This window comes from Citrobacter braakii, assembly GCF_009648935.1.
Taxonomy (GTDB): domain Bacteria; phylum Pseudomonadota; class Gammaproteobacteria; order Enterobacterales; family Enterobacteriaceae; genus Citrobacter; species Citrobacter braakii.
The window spans coordinates 4,720,133-4,737,752 of the sequence record NZ_CP045771.1; the positions used below are offsets into that span (position 1 = coordinate 4,720,133).

14 protein-coding genes are annotated in these 17,620 nt (G+C 54.6%); 3 read left to right on the forward strand and 11 right to left on the reverse strand.

Features of this window, described 5'->3' with window-relative positions:
• Positions 1-104 precede the first annotated feature (104 nt).
• Genes secF through queA form a run of 5 tightly spaced genes read right to left on the reverse strand, consistent with a single transcriptional unit; the run spans position 105 to position 5,570 of the window.
• Entirely contained in the window at positions 105-1,076 is a 972-nt protein-coding gene (gene secF / locus GFC06_RS22315) for a protein translocase subunit SecF (RefSeq protein WP_003021550.1), read from the reverse strand.
• Positions 1,077-1,086: 10 nt separating this feature from the next.
• On the reverse strand, positions 1,087-2,934 hold the full coding sequence (secD, locus tag GFC06_RS22320; protein ID WP_153690672.1) for a protein translocase subunit SecD: 1,848 nt from the start codon (positions 2,932-2,934) through the stop codon (positions 1,087-1,089).
• Positions 2,935-2,961: 27 nt separating this feature from the next.
• Positions 2,962-3,294, reverse strand: a complete 333-nt coding sequence (gene yajC / locus GFC06_RS22325; RefSeq protein ID WP_003021544.1) for a preprotein translocase subunit YajC — start codon at positions 3,292-3,294, stop codon at positions 2,962-2,964.
• 22 nt (positions 3,295-3,316) lie between these two features.
• Complete coding sequence (gene tgt, locus GFC06_RS22330; protein WP_003021535.1) at positions 3,317-4,444, reverse strand: tRNA guanosine(34) transglycosylase Tgt; 1,128 nt, start codon at positions 4,442-4,444, stop codon at positions 3,317-3,319.
• A gap of 55 nt (positions 4,445-4,499) precedes the next feature.
• Entirely contained in the window at positions 4,500-5,570 is a 1,071-nt protein-coding gene (gene queA / locus GFC06_RS22335) for a tRNA preQ1(34) S-adenosylmethionine ribosyltransferase-isomerase QueA (protein WP_003021529.1), read from the reverse strand.
• A 217-nt stretch (positions 5,571-5,787) separates the two neighbouring features.
• On the opposite strand from queA, the gene acpH reads away from it, so the two are divergent.
• Together acpH and GFC06_RS22345 are read left to right on the forward strand one after the other, a co-directional pair.
• Positions 5,788-6,369, forward strand: coding sequence for an ACP phosphodiesterase (gene acpH, locus GFC06_RS22340; RefSeq protein WP_016152027.1), 582 nt, complete (start codon positions 5,788-5,790; stop codon positions 6,367-6,369).
• 168 nt (positions 6,370-6,537) lie between these two features.
• Positions 6,538-7,140, forward strand: coding sequence for a peroxiredoxin (locus GFC06_RS22345; RefSeq protein WP_003021524.1), 603 nt, complete (start codon positions 6,538-6,540; stop codon positions 7,138-7,140).
• A 48-nt stretch (positions 7,141-7,188) separates the two neighbouring features.
• Here the strand turns inward: GFC06_RS22345 and GFC06_RS22350 are convergent, their stop codons facing one another.
• The 5 genes from GFC06_RS22350 to GFC06_RS22370 form a co-directional block, all read right to left on the reverse strand.
• On the reverse strand, positions 7,189-8,583 hold the full coding sequence (locus GFC06_RS22350) for a DUF3999 domain-containing protein (protein ID WP_103283538.1): 1,395 nt from the start codon (positions 8,581-8,583) through the stop codon (positions 7,189-7,191).
• On the reverse strand, positions 8,580-11,222 hold the full coding sequence (locus tag GFC06_RS22355) for a DUF2339 domain-containing protein (protein ID WP_153690673.1): 2,643 nt from the start codon (positions 11,220-11,222) through the stop codon (positions 8,580-8,582). The genes GFC06_RS22350 and GFC06_RS22355 overlap by 4 nt, the downstream gene beginning before the upstream one ends.
• Positions 11,223-11,358: 136 nt before the next feature.
• Complete coding sequence (locus tag GFC06_RS22360) at positions 11,359-13,227, reverse strand: amidohydrolase (RefSeq protein ID WP_153690674.1); 1,869 nt, start codon at positions 13,225-13,227, stop codon at positions 11,359-11,361.
• 21 nt (positions 13,228-13,248) lie between these two features.
• Entirely contained in the window at positions 13,249-13,794 is a 546-nt protein-coding gene (locus tag GFC06_RS22365) for an antibiotic biosynthesis monooxygenase (RefSeq protein WP_016152022.1), read from the reverse strand.
• Positions 13,795-13,967: 173 nt separating this feature from the next.
• Complete coding sequence (locus tag GFC06_RS22370; protein ID WP_003021513.1) at positions 13,968-14,609, reverse strand: hydrolase; 642 nt, start codon at positions 14,607-14,609, stop codon at positions 13,968-13,970.
• A gap of 273 nt (positions 14,610-14,882) precedes the next feature.
• Here GFC06_RS22370 and GFC06_RS22375 point away from each other — a divergent pair, with 273 nt between their 5' ends.
• Complete coding sequence (locus tag GFC06_RS22375; protein WP_153690675.1) at positions 14,883-15,785, forward strand: LysR family transcriptional regulator; 903 nt, start codon at positions 14,883-14,885, stop codon at positions 15,783-15,785.
• Here the strand turns inward: GFC06_RS22375 and malZ are convergent.
• Positions 15,779-17,596: a maltodextrin glucosidase gene (gene malZ / locus GFC06_RS22380; RefSeq protein ID WP_153690676.1), complete on the reverse strand. Its 1,818-nt coding sequence runs from the start codon at positions 17,594-17,596 to the stop codon at positions 15,779-15,781. The genes GFC06_RS22375 and malZ overlap by 7 nt on opposite strands.
• Positions 17,597-17,620 lie beyond the last annotated feature (24 nt).

Below are 17,620 nucleotides of genomic sequence, written 5' to 3' on the forward strand. Positions count from 1 at the left end.
TCAGTAGTATGGCGACCGGAAAAGATAATGGACTGCTAGCAAATCGCAGGCAAAAAAAATCCCGACCTTGTGATCGGGATTCCAGTATCTTCACTCTTAATAGTTTAAGGCAGAATTGACGGTTGATCCGCCCCTTCTTTCTCAACCTTCTGCTGCAGCATGTGCTCACGCTTCATACCCAGCTTCAGCGCCAGCGCCGATGCTACGTAGATAGAAGATGCAGTACCGATGGAAACACCGATCAGCATCGTCAGCGAGAAGCCTTCCAGTACCGGACCACCGAACAGGAACAGCATCAGAATAACCATCAACGTCGTACCGGACGTAATCAACGTACGGTGCAGCGTCTGAGTCAGTGACACGTTAAAGATTTCGTAAGGCGTACCGCGACGAATTTTGCGGAAGTTTTCACGAATACGGTCAGATACGACGATACTGTCGTTCAGCGAGTAACCGATTACCGACATCAACGATGCGACGATAGTCAGATCAATCTCGATATGGAACAACGACAGGATCCCAAGTGTGATAATCACGTCGTGCGCCAGAGCGATAACTACCCCTGCCGCCAGTCGCCACTCAAAGCGGAAACCGACGTACACCAGGATAGATATCAACGCCGCCATCAGCGCCATTGCACCGGTTTGCGCCAGGTCTGCCCCCACGCTCGGACCCACGAATTCAATTCGCTTCACCGCGGCGTTTTGGTTGGTGGATTCGTTAATCACACTCAACACTTTGCTGCCCAGTACCTGACCGCCGTCTGCGCCTTCAGTTGGCGGCATACGCACCATAATGTCGTGGCTGCTGCCGAAGTTCTGCAGAAGCGGATCAACAAAGCCCGCTTTCTCCAGCGCATCGCGCATCACGTCCATATCGGCCGGTTTTTCCAGCGTGATTTCAATTACCGTACCACCGGTGAAATCGAGCCCCCAGTTAAACCCGCGTACGCCCATCACCACGATGGCCGCAATCAGCAGGAAACCTGAAATGCCGAAAGCCCAGTAGTCCCAGCGCATAAAGTCCCAGACTTTACGGCCGTGGTTCAATTGTTCAACAGTATATTCCTGTGCCACTTCGCACTCCTCAGATTGACAGCTTTTTGACGCGCTTGCCGCCATACAACAGGTTTACGATGGCACGTGTACCGACAATCGCGGTAAACATCGACGTCGCCACACCAATACCGGTAGTAATCGCGAACCCTTTAATTGCCCCGGTGCCAACTGCGTACAGGATAATGACCTTAATCAGCGTCGTAATGTTCGCATCAAAGATGGAGCTAAATGCACCCGCATAACCTTCATTGATGGCCTGCTGCACCGAACGCCCGTTACTCAACTCTTCTTTGATACGTTCGTTAATCAGTACGTTCGCATCGACCGCGACAGCAAGGGTTAAGACGATCCCCGCAATCCCCGGCATACTCAGCGTGGCGCCCGGCAGCAGCGACATAATACCGACAATCAGTACCAGGTTAGCAATCAGCGCACTGGTCGCGATCAGACCGAACTTCTTATAGAAGAAGATCATGAACAGGATAGACACCACCAGACCGGCCAGACACGCTTCCAGACCCTGTTTAATGTTCTGCATACCCAGGGTAGGACCGATGGTACGTTCTTCAACAATCTGAATCGGCGCAATCAACGCACCGGCACGTAACAGCAGAGAAAGCTGACGCGCTTCGTTCGGGTTGTTAATACCGGTGATACGGAAGCTGTTGCCCAGGCGAGACTGGATGTTGGCGATGTTAATCACCTCTTCCTGTTTCACCAGCACTGAGCGACCGTTGGCATCTTTTTTACCGCTGTCTTTGTACTCCACGAACAGGGTCGCCATCGGCTTACCGATGTTGTCCTTGGTGAAGTTGGACATGATGTTACCACCCGCGCTATCCAGCGAGATGTTAACCTGCGGCTGATTGTATTCGTCCTGGCTGGAAGTGGAGTCGGTGATATGATCACCGGTCAGGATCACGCGTTTGTACAGCACAACCGGCTGACCTTCACGAGACTGTTTCACTTCCGAATCACCCGGTACACGCCCGGATGCCGCAGCAGACTGGTCAACGTTGGTGTTCACCAGACGGAATTCCAGCGTCGCGGTAGCGCCCAGAATTTCTTTCGCACGCGCGGTATCCTGAATGCCTGGCAGTTCGACCACAATGCGGTCAGCACCCTGACGTTGGACCACCGGCTCAGCAACACCCAGTTGGTTAACACGATTACGCAGAATGTTGATGTTCTGCTGTACCGCGTATTCACGGGCTTCGCTCAGGCGCGCATCGGTCATCACCGCACGCAGAGCATTGCTGCCCTGGCTGGAAATAACCAGATCCTGGTGACGCTTGCTAAGGTAAGAGATAGCTTCATCACGGGCGCTGCTATCACGGAAGGTGATGCTCAGACCGTAGTTATCTTCTTTGCGAACGGTAGTATAAGGAATGCCTTTTTCACGCAGATCGCTGCGCAGGCTATCGATATTTTGTTCCTGCAACTTACTCAGCGCGGTGTCCATATCCACTTCCATCAGGAAGTGAACGCCGCCACGCAGGTCAAGACCGAGTTTCATCGGTTCTGCGTGAATGGCTGCCAGCCAGCGTGGAGTTGCCGGTGCAAGGTTAAGCGCCACGACGTATTGATCGCCCAATACGCCCATTAACACTTCACGTGCGCGCAGTTGGGTATCAGTGGAGTCGAAGCGCGCAAGAATAGCACCCTCTTCCAGAGCCACAGACTTAGGTGTGATTTTATCTTCTTGTAACGTTTTCTGGACCTGGATCAGCGTTTGCTCACTGGCGGCGGCACCGCGCACGCCAGTGATTTGAACAGCCGGATCCTCACCATACAGGTTGGGAAGCGCATAGAGCAGACCGACGACAATAACGACGATCAGCATGACATACTTCCACAAAGGATAACGGTTTAACACGGCAGTTCCCTTTGGGAAAACAATAAATTACAGCGCCTTCATGGTGCCTTTCGGCAGAACGGCAGCTACGAAATCACGTTTAATAACCACTTCAGTGGTGTCGTTCAGCGCGATAGCGATGTAGCCAGATTCTGCTACTTTGGTCACGCGACCCACCAGACCACCGTTAGTCAGCACTTCATCGCCTTTCGCAATGGAGTTCATCAGATTTTTGTGTTCTTTGGTGCGCTTTTGCTGCGGGCGCAGGATCATGAAGTAGAAAATCAGACCAAACACCACCAGCATCAGAATCAGAGACATCGGGCTGCCCTGCGCCGGAGCACCTGTTGCCGCTACCGCATCAGAAATAAAAAAGCTCATTCAAATTCCCTCATTATTAAAATTAATCAACGTTCACAGGTGGAACTGGTCTACCCTGACGTTGGTAAAAATCGGTCACGAAGCTCTCTAATTTACCCTCTTCAATAGCCTTGCGTAAACCCGCCATCAAACGCTGGTAGTAGCGAAGGTTATGAATCGTGTTGAGTCGCGCGCCCAATATTTCGTTGCAACGGTCGAGATGATGCAAGTAAGCGCGCGAATAATTGCGACAGGTGTAGCAATCACACTCAGCATCGAGCGGACTGGTGTCGCTTTTATGTTTCGCGTTACGAATTTTTACCACGCCGTCAGTCACAAACAAATGACCATTACGGGCATTTCGCGTTGGCATCACGCAGTCAAACATATCGATACCGCGACGTACGCCTTCAACCAGATCTTCTGGTTTGCCGACGCCCATCAGGTAACGAGGTTTATCTGCCGGAATCTGTGGGCATACATGCTCCAGGATACGGTGCATATCTTCCTTCGGCTCACCGACAGCCAAACCGCCGACAGCGTAGCCATCAAAGCCGATGTCTACCAGACCTTTAACGGAGATATCACGTAAATCTTCGTAAACACTGCCCTGAATGATGCCAAAAAGCGCATTTTTGTTGCCGAGGCTATCAAAACGATCCCGACTGCGCTTCGCCCAACGCAGAGACATCTCCATCGAGCGTTTAGCATAGTCCCAGTCGGCCGGATACGGTGTACATTCGTCGAAGATCATGACGATATCGGAACCGAGATCGTATTGAATCTCCATTGATTTCTCGGGATCGAGGAAAATCGGATCGCCGTTGATCGGGTTACGGAAATGCACGCCCTGCTCGGTAATCTTACGGATATCACCCAGGCTGAAAACCTGGAAGCCGCCGGAATCGGTGAGGATTGGCCCTTTCCACTGCATAAAATCGTGCAGATCGCCATGCAGTTTCATGATTTCCTGTCCCGGGCGCAGCCACAGGTGGAAGGTGTTACCGAGGATAATCTGCGCGCCAGTTGCTTCAACTTCTTCCGGCGTCATGCCTTTCACAGTACCGTAAGTACCGACCGGCATAAAAGCAGGTGTTTCTACTACGCCACGATCAAAAACCAGGCGCCCGCGGCGAGCGCGACCGTCTGTGGTATCCAGTTCAAATTTCATCTTAACTCCTGCGTCAGAAAAACAGTCCGACGTTTTAAATACTCATATCGCGGATTTATTCCCCGACACGCTCAGAAATAGCCTGCGGATTGTACGTGATAAACATCGCATCACCGTAACTAAAAAAGCGATATTCCGCTTTTACCGCTTCATGATAGGCGTGCATGGTGTTTTTATAACCAGCAAACGCGGAAACCAGCATGATCAGCGTTGATTCCGGCAGGTGGAAGTTGGTTACCAGGGCATCAATCACCTGATATTTATAGCCAGGATAAATGAATATTTGCGTATCGCCGAAAAACGGCTCGATAAGGTCGTTTTTGGCCGCCTGTGCCGCGCTTTCCAGTGAACGTACGGAGGTGGTGCCCACCGCAATCACGCGGTTGCCGCGAGCTTTCGCCGCCAGCACAGCATCAACAACATCCTGCGGCACTTCCGCATATTCGGAGTGCATGATGTGATCTTCGATGGTGTCTACGCGCACCGGCTGGAAAGTCCCCGCGCCCACGTGCAGCGTGACGAACGCCATTTCAATGCCTTTATCGCGCAGCTTAGCCAGCAGCGGATCGTCAAAGTGCAGACCCGCAGTCGGCGCGGCGACCGCACCCGGTTTTTCGCTATACACGGTCTGATACAGCTCGCGGTCGGCGTCTTCATCCGGACGGTCAATATACGGTGGCAGCGGCATATGGCCGATGGCGTTAAGGATATCCAGCACGCTGCGCTCGTCGTTAAACTCGACTTCAAACAGCGCGTCATGGCGTGCCACCATCGTTGCTTTAATACTTTCGTCGTCGCCCAGCAGCAGCTCGGCCCCAGGTTTCGGCGCTTTCGAGGCGCGAATATGCGCCAGAATACGTTTGTCATCCAACATACGCTCGACCAGCACTTCAATCTTGCCGCCGCTGGCTTTACGGCCAAACAGACGCGCCGGAATAACGCGGGTGTTGTTAAAGACCAGCAAATCGCCAGGGTTGAGCTTATCGAGCAAATCGGTGAAAGTACCGTGCGTCAGCGCGCCCGTCGGCCCGTCCAAAGACAGCAAGCGGCAACTACTGCGCTCAGCTTGCGGATAGTGGGCAATCAGGGATTCGGGTAGTTCAAAGGTGAAATCGGTAACGCGCATGACACTGACTCAGACTAAAATAAGAGGCGGGTAGTCTAGTGCCGGGGCGTCCTCCCTGCAACCTTTACCCCTCAAGTTAAAAGACATAATCTATACACAAAATCATTCAAGATGCATCGAGGCGGCAACTGAATGAGTCCCCGGGAGCTTACTCAAGTAAGTGACTGGGGTGAGTGAAGGCAGCCAACAAAGAGGCAGTTTGAAGGATGAAGTGGATATGAATTTTCTTGCACATTTGCATCTGGCTCACCTTGCCGACAGCTCGCTTTCCGGCAATTTGCTGGCCGACTTTGTCCGGGGCAATCCGGAAACGCACTATTCGCCTGACGTGGTAGAAGGCATCTTCATGCACCGTCGTATCGACGTGATGACCGATAACCTGCCGCAGGTGCGTGAAGCCAAAGAGTGGTTTCGCAGCGAAACGCGCCGTGTCGCGCCGATTACGCTGGACGTAATGTGGGATCATTTTCTGTCGCGCCACTGGTCGGAAATATCCCCCGACTTCCCGCTGGCGGACTTTGTCCGCTATGCACGCACCCAGGTGACCACTATTTTGCCTGAATCGCCACCGCGCTTTATCAATTTAAACAACTATATATGGTCAGAGAAATGGCTTGAGCGCTATCGGGACATGGATTTTATCCAGAACGTCCTGAATGGCATGGCCAGCCGCCGCCCACGACTCGATGCCCTGCGTGACTCATGGTATGACCTGGATACGCATTACGATGCGTTAGAGGAACGATTCTGGCAGTTTTATCCGCAAATGATGGAACAGGCGCAGCGTAAAACCCTTTGACTACAGCCCGTATTAGCCGCCGGATAAGCAGTAGCCGCCATCCGGCAAAAGATTGATAGACAAAACCTGTCTCATTGATTGCCAGCGCCTCTTTGTCTTATTCCCGAACACTCTCTATACTGGCCCGCGTTGCGTTCCAAAAACCCCTTAACATTGCAGGAGAATTATATGGTACTGGTAACTCGTCAGGCTCCGGATTTCACAGCAGCTGCGGTACTGGGTAGCGGTGAGATCGTTGAAAACTTCAACTTCAAACAGCATACCAACGGTAAAACTACCGTTCTGTTCTTCTGGCCGATGGACTTCACTTTCGTTTGCCCGTCTGAACTGATCGCTTTCGACAAACGTTACGAAGAATTCCAGAAGCGCGGCGTGGAAGTTGTTGGCGTTTCCTTCGACTCTGAATTTGTCCACAACGCATGGCGTAACACCCCTGTCGACAAAGGCGGCATCGGTGCAGTGAAATACGCAATGGTTGCTGACATCAAACGCGAAATCCAGAAAGCCTACGGCATTGAGCACCCAGAAGCGGGCGTTGCTCTGCGCGGTTCTTTCCTGATCGACGCTAACGGCGTTGTTCGCCACCAGGTGGTTAACGATCTGCCGCTGGGTCGTAACATCGACGAAATGCTGCGCATGGTTGACGCGCTGCAGTTCCACGAAGAGCACGGCGACGTTTGCCCGGCACAGTGGGAAAAAGGTAAAGAAGGTATGAACGCGTCTCCGGACGGCGTAGCAAAATACCTGACCGAGAACGTTTCCAGCCTGTAATTGGCATGAATCGTAAGAGGCCCGCAAATGCGGGCCTCTTTTATTGGTTTATGTCGGATTACCCTTTTTCACTTCACGCCAGATTCGCCACGCCATAAGCGCCAGTACGGCGACCCCAAGAATTAACGCCCCCCACACCAACAGCGTTTTCCACTGGCTTTGTTGCTCAGCTACTGACGTTGCCGTCAATCGCGCTTCACCACCAAGCGCCACGCTCTCCTGAAGAGTCGCCCACGGTAGATAATCTATCTCCTGCGATTTACGCAGCGACGCCGGGATCAGCATATCGAGACCAACATCTGCCTTTTTCGCCGCCCGGTTTCCCCACGCCAGCATATAAGGCCCTTTGCCCTGCGTATTAAACACCAGTTGATAACTGTCGCGCATGCCGCTCAACTCAGGCAGCCTCTCTGGCAACCGGGCGTTAATAGTCGTCATCCGGACGGCCTCAACCAACTGACCGGAAAGACGAATATCTTCCGCACTCCTCCAGTCCAGATTGTAAAGCATGGTTTTTGTCAGCGGCTGCCAGGGCTCTTTTTCAGCGCTGCGCCAGGCCAGTTCCACCGGTAAAACACCTTCACTTTCCAGATCGATGCGAAGCGAGGTCAGCGGCTGGGGCTGCGCCCATCGCCAGACGGCTTCGTCATCCGAAACCTTAATCCCCTGGGCTTCAATCACGATACGCTCGGATTCCGGCTCGCTGCTGGCCGCTATCGCGCTCACGCTGTTTAACGTCAGCGCCGGACTTTGCGAGTCGAGGATCACCAGCAGGTAGCGAGTCGCCTCCACAGAGAGCGTGAGGCTGGCGCTGATGGTGTCCATTTTCAGGCGATCGTTATCACGCGTCAGATCCATTAACGGCGCATCTTCCTGCACGGGTCGCCAGTAGCGTAAATCACTGCTTGCATAAACCGAGGCTTTCCCCTGCCAGTTGCCCGCCTGCGAGTCCCAGTTCAGGCGTAACTGCGCCAGTGAAAAGGCATCTTTCGTCTCTTCCGGGAGCGTCAGTAAATAGCTCTGGCCGAGCGCTTTGACATCATCACTTTGCAAATGAATTTCAATGCCGCTCTTCGAGCGTAAAACAATAGCGTCTCCGCCTCGTTGCCCCTCCTCACGCGGCGCAACCGGTGACATATCAAGCGGGAAAAAACGCAGCGCCACTGCCTCTGGCGTAACGGGCTGGGTTTTCTGCGCCACCAGAGTAAACGGCACCGTCTCCCCCAGATGGTTAAAGACCCGGACATCGCGCAAATCCGCCCAGGCGGTACCCGGATACACCGCCGGAGGTAGCGAAACGCGATACCAGGGCGATGTGCCCGTAGTTTCCAGCGTCACCCCCGTTACGTAGTCCGCCGGAGACTCTTTCACTTCATCGCTGCTTACCGCCGCGCCTGTCGCGCCCAACAGTACGCTGCATAACACCGCTTTCATCCATTTCATTTTTCTTCTCCTGCTTTGGGCGGTAATGGTGAAAAATACCCGATAATCAACACCAGAATGGCCACGCCGATAAACGCAACCGCGCGCGCCAGACCGCCGCCTCCTGCGCTGTCCACCAGCATCAGTTTCACAATGACTATCCCCAGCAATACCGCGCCACACAGCCATTCCCGACGCGAGCGGCGCCGGGTCGCCCGCAGCATCACCACCAATGCCGCCAGCATCCAGAACAGAGCAAAACAGGTTTGAATCAGCCGTGAATCCCATAGTGCGTCTACACGCCACGCAACCTCGCCATACCAGGACAATGCGCGCAGCAGCACACCATTGAGCCACCAAAAGCTGAGCGCCATCAGCGCCACAACCGGCCATGGGCGACATACCGAAAGCTGCACCGGGAAATAGCGTTCAGACGCGCGATAAAACACCACCAGGCCCAGTAGGGCAAAAGCTGCGCCCTCTTCCAGCGGGTTGAGCAACGGCAGATAAGTCTGACGATAAACTACGCCATCTTGTAAATTGGTCAGCACGAGCAGACCGACCAGCACCAGCACAACGGGAACCATCGCCTGAACAGAATAGAGGGTAGGCCAGATGCGAAACGGCCAGATTTGTCGATGAACAGACTGATAAATCAGGAAAATAAGCAGCCCGCCAGCCGCCATCATCAGGCCGCTACCCCACGCAGCCCTTCCCCACGGCAGCCCCTGCGCGAACCAGAACAGCTCAACCGCGAGCGCCAGTAAAATCATCCATAAGAACGATAAATGCGCCAGTCTGGAAAGCATTGGCGGTAATATTTGTGCGTCACGCCAGAGCAGCGCTATCGCAACAATTAGCGCCGCGCACCAGGCCAGATTCGGCCAGCCCGCCGCAAAAATCTGCTGTACAGCGATCTGATACATCAGCATCACCAGCATCATCGGCCACAGCAGCCATTTACTGGCATCCAGCTCCCGCCACGCCAGGCGACCCGCGATACTTCGCCAGCCCCAGCTCGATACCGCCATTAATGCCAGCACGCCAGACAGTACCCACCGATCCTGTTTCAGAGCGAGTTGCGATGCCGCAACGAGCGCAATGATCCAGAAAACCAAACCACCAGCGAGTAGCGCCCAACTGCCCTGCATCCAAATGTTGCGCCATAGCCATGCAGCAACCAGCCAACTGAGGCTGAGCACGGCAAAAATCAGCATGACTGAGAGCGCGGTTGTTCCGTTCGCCAGCGCCCATAGCGCGCTCCCCACGGCCAGCACGAGCAGCGCCGTACCGCTATAACTCATGCGTCGTTGCTGTTGTTGCACGCCCAGCCAGAGGATCCCAAGCCCCTCCAGCGACCAGGCCATCGCCGTCCAACGGGCTGAAAGCGCCAACGGGATAGCAAGCGTGGTAAACGCACCACCGAGCGCCAGGGCGGACAATACCAGAGGTCTCCCCAGAGAAGAGGAACGGCGCAACGCAAACTTTGCTAACACCAGATAGAAACCACCGTAGCCCAGCGCACTAAGCGCCGGACCATAAGCCATATGCCGGGTAATGGCATACTGCATTCCAAAACCGATCAGCGGTGGGGCAAACAGCAGTACGCCGTCAATAATCTGTTTGCCTTTTTCCTGCGCCCGGAGCGACAACGCCACGCTCAGCACGCCAAAAATAATCGTGTTGGCGATCAGGAACAGTTGGCAACTCAGGTAATACTCTGGTCGATAGTCCTCCAGGCCCCATACCCCGCCAACGCCGAAGGTGAACAGCAGGCCAAGCAGATTAAGCTCCCGCCAGTGCTGCCAGATGCTGATGGCGAGAATGCCGACCGAGAGCAGAAGATAGAATGAGAAGAGCGCGACATGACTGCCGCCGCCGGTGGAAAGCAGCAGCGGCGCGAGATAACCGCCAAGACTTGCCAGCATCGCCAGGCTGAGCGCCTTTTGCAGAATAGCCAGCCCCACACTCGCCGCACAAATCACCACCAGCAGCGCAAATGCCAGCGTCATTGGCAGCATTTGCCACAGCCGGAACGCGCCAAAGACGGTGAGATAGAGTGCTCCGGTAGCTCCCCCCTGTAATATCAGCGCATAGATCGGTTGCTTATGCCGCAACCGCCAGCCCAACGCCAACAGCACAATAGCGAACAGCGCGGCCGCCACCAGACGCAGCTCCAGCGGAAACAGAGAATGTTCGACCGTATAACGCAGCAGGAAAGAAAGCCCCAAAAACAGGAGCAAAATACCGAGCTTTGCCAACGGGTTACCCTGCATAAACCAGCGCACCAGCGATGACATTACCCCGCCAAAAGCAGAAGGCCGCTCGACGTCGGGCGTAGATACCGCCGCATTATCCGGCTTCGGCTGTGAAGCCCACGGGTTAACGGGCTCAGGCGGCGGCTCAGTTACAGGCTCCGGCGATACGCTGCTCATCGCAGCCGTTGACGCATCGGCAGGAACAATTTCTTTTGCTGCCGTTGGCTCAACGGCGCTGGTCTGCGCCACACCGCGCAGCTCCAGCTCCTCTACCCGACGGCGCAAGACCATCAGCTCAGAACGTACAGCCGCACTGCGTCTGAATGCCACGATCGCGAGGCCAGGAACGACTACCAGCGCGAAGAATAATACAATGCAGCCAAGGGTTAGCAGCTCATCCATGTTTCCACCTTCACTGTATAAAGACAGACCAGAATGACACAAATTGTTGCAGTTGCGCCATATCGGTTAACGCGATGAACCGCTTTTCAGAATAGACAATCAGCCCCTGCGTTTGGCCAGGGGCTGTGATGAGGGATTAAAACGCGAAGCAGGAGCAGCCAAGCGCGCCCCAGAAAGCCCGGTCATCTGACACCGGAATTGCCGATTTACGCGCTATATCATGCTGATGGCCGTGTACGCCGCAGCTGCCGCAGCACTGGTGCATCTGCACCATTGCGCCAATTTTCGCCGCAGCAGGCGGCGCTGAGCGATAGTGCCCCGGCACTTTTACCACCGGCGACCAGTCAGGTACAACCGGGATGGCCGGCGGCGCCAGCGGAGTGAAATGCCCGGCCGCATACACCACTTTGCCATCGACAATGGTCATTACCGACTCTATGCCTTTGATCTCCTCTTCCGGCACACTGAAGTAATCTTTAGACAGCACCACCAGGTCGGCCAGTTGGTCTTTCTCGATGCGCCCTTTCTTACCCTGTTCGCTGGAGAACCAGGCGCTACCGGCCGTCCACAATTCCAGCGCCACATCGCGCGGCAGGCGATTGTTATCATCGTACATCGCCATCCCTCCCACAGTACGTCCCGAAACCAGCCAGTAGAGCGCTGTCCACGGGTTGTAGCTGGCCACGCGGGTGGCATCAGTCCCCAGCCCTACCGGAACTTCAGCCGCCAGCATTTTCGCCACCGGCGGGGTATGTTTGACCGCATCTTTGCCGTAGCGATCGACAAAATATTCGCCCTGGAACGCCATACGGTGCTGAACAGCGATCCCGCCCCCCAGCGCTTTTACGCGCTCGATATTCCGTTCGGTAATTGTTTCAGCGTGATCGAAGAACCAGTGCAGCCCATTGAACGGGATATCGCGATTCACCTTCTCGAATACGTCGAGCATACGGCTGATGGATTCATCGTAGGTGGCGTGCAGGCGGAACGGCCAGCGGTGCTCCACGAGGTGGCGCACCACGCGCTCCAGCTCATCTTCCATACCTTCCGGCAGATCCGGGCGTGGCTGGAGGAAGTCTTCAAAATCCGCGGCCGAGAAGACCAGCATTTCCCCTGCCCCATTGGCACGGTAGAAGTCGGTCCCCTGCCTTGGTTTAAGCATATCGGTCCAGCGTTCAAAGTCTTCCAGTTCCTGCTGCGGACGCTGGGTAAACAAGTTGTAGGCGATGCGCACCGTCATCTGTTTGTGGGCGTGTAACTGCTCAATTATCTCGTAATCTTCCGGGTAGTTCTGAAAACCACCGCCTGCATCGATGGCGCTGGTCAGCCCTAGACGGTTCAGCTCGCGCATAAACTGCCGGGTCGAGTTGACCTGCATTTCCAGCGGCAGTTTTGGTCCTTTTGCCAGCGTCGAATAAAGGATCATGGCGTTGGGTTTGGCGATCAGCATCCCGGTTGGGTTACCGTTGCTATCACGCACAATCTCACCGCCCGCCGGGTCCGGCGTCGCCTTGGTGTAGCCGACTGCTTTCAGTGCAGCACGGTTCAGCAAAGCTCTGTCGTAGAGGTGCAGAACAAAAACTGGGGTATCCGGGGCAGCTTCATTCAGTTCTTCGAGGGTTGGCATGCGACGTTCGGCAAACTGGAATTCGCTCCAGCCGCCCACCACGCGCACCCATTGCGGCGATGGCGTTCTGTCAGCCTGCTCTTTGAGCATGCGCAGCGCGTCCGCCAGCGACGGTACGCCTTCCCAACGCAATTCCAGGTTGTAATTCAGACCGCCGCGAATGAGGTGCAGGTGCGAATCGTTCAGGCCCGGGATCACCGTATGTCCCTGCAGATCGACAACCTGCGTCCCGTCGGTGGCAAAACTCATGATGCGATCGTGGCTACCGGTCGCCAGGATCTTACCATTGGCGATCGCCACCGCCTCGACCTGCGGGTTTTGTCTTTCGAGAGTATGAATTTTTCCGTGAGTCAGAATCAGTGTGGCAGTTTGAGACATAACAATCTCCTGAGAAACCGGTCAGGCTTTTTTCAGCCATCCGGCAAACAGACGGGTTACGATGGGCATCCAGAACCAGACCACCAGCGCAACCACACAGGCATCATTGATCAGATGCAGGAGTAACGAGCCCTTCATGGCAGGCAGCACAATGCCGGTCAACCACGGCACCAGATTGGTGCTGGGAAAAATCACCAGCAGGGTTATCAGAAACTGTTTCCAGCGCCTGGGCTGACGTACATGGGGCGCGGGCGGCGTAAACCAGAACGCCGCTTCGGTGCGGATTTCAGTTTTATCCCCTTCCGCCAGCAGCGGGGCAATCTCTTCGACCAGCACGCGGCGCGTATCGGACTGGGTCCAGTTATACAGATGCTCAAGCGTGTCGAAGCGGATAATGATGTTCCACAGATTGTTGCCATCTGCTGGACGAATCACATTCGCCCCCAGATGACCGGGAAACTCGGCCGCCACCGGCATGATTTTCCCCAGCCACTGCTCATACCGCTGCGCTTGTTCAGGCAGCAGGGTGTGAGAAATCACCAACGTCACATGTTTGTTCTGCGCCATAAAGGGTTCCTTGTTGAGAGGAAACAGGCCCGCTTAGGCCACGGAAGCAATACACAAAATCATTCATGGCGCATCGAAGCGGCAAGATTGTGTATCCCCGGAGGCTGACAAAGTGAGTGACCGGGGTACGCAAACGAAGCCTACAAAGAGGCAACATGAAGGATGAGGTGTATTTAGGCTTTACGTTCCGGCGCGCCATGCACCATGGTGTAGGCGTAATCCACGCCCATACCGTAGGCGCCGCTGTGCTCACGTACCAGATCCATGACGGCGTCGTAGGTTTCTTTGCGGGACCAGTCGCGCTGGTACTCGAGAAGAACCTGTTGCCAGGTCACAGGTACGGCACCCGCCTGTACCATGCGGTCGATAGAACGCTCGTGGGCATCCACGGACGTGCCGCCAGAAGTGTCAGTTACCACATAAACTTCGTAACCCGCTTCCAGCGCCATCAGCGCCGGGAAAGTCAGGCATACTTCGGTCCACAGCGCGGAGATAATCAATTTTTTACGCCCGGTCGCTTCCACGGCTTTCACAAACGCCGCATCTTCCCAGGAGTTCATCGAGGTGCGTTCAATTGGTTTCACATCAGGATGAACCGCTAACAATTCCGGCCAGATATAACCGCTAAAACTTTTCGTTTCCACAGAAGTATAAATCACCGGAACATTAAATATTTTCCCGGCCTTCGCTAATGCCACGGTATTATTTTTCAAAGTCTGGCGGTCAATATTCGCCACACCAAATGACATTTGCGGCTGATGATCAATAAAAATAAGCGTTGAGTTTTGAGGGTCAATCAGTTCCCGAATAGACATAGCACACCTTCTTAATCAATAAGTTAAAAGGCAACGGTCTGTATCTGCCGTCAGCAGCAGGATCCTGAATCAGAAAGCTTGTTGAGTATAGCGGGAAATTTCTAACGAGTTATTAAAGAAAACTTACCATCCAGTGAAACTATTAATTTTGTGTTGCGATATATCCTAAACAACATCAAAAAAATGCGCATGACTCATCTAATTTATTCACTGGCATTGTTTTTCTCCATTCGGTACAACAGAGGGGTTTAATTTTCAGGATATTTTCTGCTTATGCGCATCAATCTGGATGTTTTGCTAATTCTCGACGCACTTGATAAACAGGGTTCATTTGCCGCGGCGGCGGAATCGCTGTTTAAAACCCCTGCAGCACTCAGCTATATGATTCAAAAGCTGGAAAGTGATTTGAATATCGAGTTGCTTGACCGTTCCGGTCACCGGGCAAAATTTACCGACACCGGTCAGATGATGCTGGAAAAGGGACGTTTGCTGCTGAGTGCGGCAAAAGATCTCGAAAAACAGGCGGTGCAGCTGAGTTCAGGCTGGGAAAAAGAGCTGGCGATTGCGCTGGACGACTCCTTCCCTTTCGCCTCGCTGTTGCCCATTGTCGATGAATTTCACGCGCTGAATAAGCAAACCCGCCTTAACTTCACCCACCATACGCTGGCGGGCTCCTGGGAAGAGCTGACGCATAATGGAGCAGATATTATTTTGGGGGCGATTAATGAACCGCCCACGTCAGCGGCCTGGTCCTACAAAATGCTTGGCACGCTGGACAATGTGTTTGTCGTTGCGCCTGAGCATCCGCTGGCCGCAGCACCGGATGGCCTGACTAACGAACAGCTGTGCCTGCACCGGGCGATTGTCATTAGCGACAGCGCCCGCTTTTGTCATCCGTTACAAACCAATCTGATGGAGGAGCAGGCGCAGATTCGCGTTGATGATTTCCACAGTAAGGTGATGCTACTGCGGGCCGGCTTGGGCTGCGGATTTCTCCCCCGCCATATTGCTAACCCGTGGCTTGCCACGGGCGAGCTGGTGGAAAAAACGGTCATCTCATTTCGCCAAAAAGACGTGGCCTATATGGCCTGGCGCAATAACCGCGATGGACTGGCGCAGCGCTGGTGGCGGGAAACGCTACTGGCAAGCCCGGATGTTACGCGCTTATATCAATGACCCATCCACACCGAGGCGGAAATCGCCGGCAGCGTCAGGATATCCTCGGCAAGCACGCCTTTGCCCTCCTGGTGCTGCCATTGGCTGACGCTAAGTAATGGCGAGGCTGGCAGGACCACTTCACAGGCGTGGCCACGGTTAATCGCCACCAATACGCGCTGGCGGTTTAGCACGCGTACAAACACCACCACGTTATCCTCGGCGTAAATCACCTGACAACCACCATGGCGCAGCGCCTGGCTCTGGTGGCGTAATGTTGCCAGCCGCTGATACAACGCCAGCAGGTTAGCGTCCTGTTTTTCAGGCTGCCACGGGAATGGTTTGCGACAAAACGGATCGTTGTTCCCATCCAGTCCCACTTCGTCACCGTAGTAAATACAGGGCACGCCAGGCCAGGTAAACAGCCACACCACCGCCAATGGTAAACGTGCGACGTCTTTACCGAGCAGAGATTTAAAACGGGCGGTATCGTGGCTGTCGAGCTGGTTGAACATCCGCAACTGCTGCTGATGCGACAAACCCGCGCGATAGTTATCCATCCACGCCATACAGGTCTGGGCGTCAATGAATTGCGGATCGTATGAGATATCGGTATTGGCGAGAAATCCCCATATCGGGAAGGTAAAACCGCGATAGTTCATGGCGGCATCTTCCGCGTCGGCCTGCAACCATTGGCGCGCGTCGCCAAAATGCTCGCCCACCACATACGCCTCTGACTGGGTCTCTTTCGCCGCCTGCGTAATTCCGGCCACGTGCTGCAGGTTGTTGTGCGCACCACCGGCCTCTCCCAGCATATGCACCACGTCAAGACGCCAGCCGTCCATACTCCACGGCGCTTTCAGCCAGTGGCGAACGATACTGTCTTCGCCGCGATAAATTTCATTCACCAGGCTTTCAGAGGAAAAGTCCAGCTTGGGCAGGCTGGAATACCCCAGCCAGTCGAGCGCGACGCCGTCGGCTGAGAAATGATACCAGTCGCGCCAGGGGGATTGCGGATTATGGCACGCGCCATCCGTTCCCCGATTATGTCGGTCAAACCAGGCGTGTGAATCGCCGCAATGGTTAAAAACACCGTCGAGAATCAGGCGCATCCCCTGCTGTTGGGTGGTGTGACGCAGGCGCAGCAGCGCCCTGTCGCCGCCAAACTGCGGATCAACATGACGGTAATCTTCGGTATCGTATTTATGCACGCTCGGCGCGGTAAATACCGGATTCAGGTACAGCGCCGTGACGCCTAACGTTTTCAGATACGGCAGCTTTTCGCTGATGCCGTCCAAATCGCCGCCATAAAACGTGGAGCCACCGGCCTGGGCCGTAAGCGGTTCATCCCACTCGCGCCGCACAATATCGTGTCCGGCGGCATGGTGGTAATAGACGTTATCCTGAGTCGCTTCACGCGACTGGCTGCGGGCAAAACGGTCCGGGAAAATTTGGTAAAAAATCTGATCGGCGGCCCACTGCGGACCGTTATCCGGCACATCAACAGCAAACTGCTCCAGACGCGCAGGCGGAAAACGGCTGAATCCCTGCGGGGTAAACCACAGCTGACGATCGAGCCAAAGTAATTTAAAACTATAGCGTCGACGAGGCTGTCCGCTGGAGAGATCGATCGCCGCTCTCCACGCGGTCACGCCCGGTTGCGGCTGGCTGCGTTGCTTGTGCATACCCAACGAAATCTCTTCGTTATCGTTTTCTGCGCGTAGCGTCACCCGCTGGGGTGGATTTTCCCCCGCCAGCCATAATGTAATCGTCAGTTGATCTTTGTTTTGCTTAACAAATGGGGCAACCGGAAGGTGCCAGGCGTTCAACATCACGTATCCCCTTTGATGATAATG

Bases quoted from the DNA above. Each gene is read 5' to 3' on its own strand.
- yajC (WP_003021544.1), bottom strand. From the start codon at position 3,294: ATGAGCTTTTTTATTTCTGATGCGGTAGCGGCAACAGGTGCTCCGGCG.
- tgt (WP_003021535.1), bottom strand. From the start codon at position 4,444: ATGAAATTTGAACTGGATACCACAGACGGTCGCGCTCGCCGCGGGCGC.
- queA (WP_003021529.1), bottom strand. From the start codon at position 5,570: ATGCGCGTTACCGATTTCACCTTTGAACTACCCGAATCCCTGATTGCC.
- acpH (WP_016152027.1), top strand. From the start codon at position 5,788: ATGAATTTTCTTGCACATTTGCATCTGGCTCACCTTGCCGACAGCTCG.
- GFC06_RS22345 (WP_003021524.1), top strand. From the start codon at position 6,538: ATGGTACTGGTAACTCGTCAGGCTCCGGATTTCACAGCAGCTGCGGTA.
- GFC06_RS22350 (WP_103283538.1), bottom strand. From the start codon at position 8,583: ATGAAATGGATGAAAGCGGTGTTATGCAGCGTACTGTTGGGCGCGACA.
- GFC06_RS22355 (WP_153690673.1), bottom strand. From the start codon at position 11,222: ATGGATGAGCTGCTAACCCTTGGCTGCATTGTATTATTCTTCGCGCTG.
- GFC06_RS22360 (WP_153690674.1), bottom strand. From the start codon at position 13,227: ATGTCTCAAACTGCCACACTGATTCTGACTCACGGAAAAATTCATACT.
- GFC06_RS22365 (WP_016152022.1), bottom strand. From the start codon at position 13,794: ATGGCGCAGAACAAACATGTGACGTTGGTGATTTCTCACACCCTGCTG.
- GFC06_RS22370 (WP_003021513.1), bottom strand. From the start codon at position 14,609: ATGTCTATTCGGGAACTGATTGACCCTCAAAACTCAACGCTTATTTTT.
- GFC06_RS22375 (WP_153690675.1), top strand. From the start codon at position 14,883: ATGCGCATCAATCTGGATGTTTTGCTAATTCTCGACGCACTTGATAAA.
- malZ (WP_153690676.1), bottom strand. From the start codon at position 17,596: ATGTTGAACGCCTGGCACCTTCCGGTTGCCCCATTTGTTAAGCAAAAC.